General features: G+C 75.0%; 1 protein-coding gene. It reads left to right on the top strand.

What is annotated here, in order from left to right:
* Positions 1-821 (top strand): DUF222 domain-containing protein (locus V2J63_RS15740; protein ID WP_331231939.1); only part of this gene is annotated, 821 nt, incomplete at both ends.

Below are 821 nucleotides of genomic sequence, written 5' to 3'. Positions count from 1 at the left end.
GTCCCGCCGGCGGCGGATGCTGATGGTGGGGAGGCGCTGGGTGAGTGGCTCGCGGGCCTGGCGCCCGGCCCACAGCTCGCCGCGGTGCTGGAAGGGATCGACGTCGGTGGGGTCGGGGACTACGCCGCGGTCGAGGTCGTGGCCGCCTACCGCCGCCAGCAGGCCTGGGCCGCTGCCCGTGCCGCGATGAGCGCCGCGGACCTGGCCCGGCGCCCGAGCATGAACCCGACCTGGCCCAACCTCGGTCCCCGCCCCGGCAAGGCGGTGTGCGTGGCCGCCGAAGAGCTCGCGATGCGTCTGGCCCTGTCCCGCTACGCCGCCTCCCGCCTCGTCCAGACCGGCACCGCCTACACCAGCGGCGTCCTGACCGAGACCGGTGAGGCCCTGGCCGCGGGGATCATCGACGAGCAGAAGGCCGCCACGATCGTCACCACCCTCGCGCCCTACGACCAGGCCATCGCCTGGGCCGTGGAACAAGAAGTCCTCCCCGGCGCCGCCACCCGCACCAACACCCAGCTCAAGGCCGACATCGCCCGCGCGCTCATCGCCGTCGACCCCGACGACGCCGAGGACCGCCACTGCAAGGCACGCGCCACCCGCCGCGTGCACCACCCCCGCGCCCTGCCCGACGGCATGGCCTCGATCTACTCCGTCCTCCCCGCCACCGACGCCACCAGCCTCGACCTCGCCCTCGAAGCCGCCGCCCGCACCGCCCGCAACAACGGCGACAACCGCACCATCGACCAGCTCCGCGCCGACGCCCTCGCCCTCCTCGCCCACACCGCCCTCGACACCGGCTGGATCGGCACCCCCACCCCCGA

Source organism: Georgenia wangjunii (genome assembly GCF_036421975.1).
Classification (GTDB): domain Bacteria; phylum Actinomycetota; class Actinomycetes; order Actinomycetales; family Actinomycetaceae; genus Georgenia_A; species Georgenia_A wangjunii.
The sequence above is the reverse complement of the archived record's forward strand: the minus strand, read 5'-3'. Positions and strand labels throughout refer to the sequence as shown.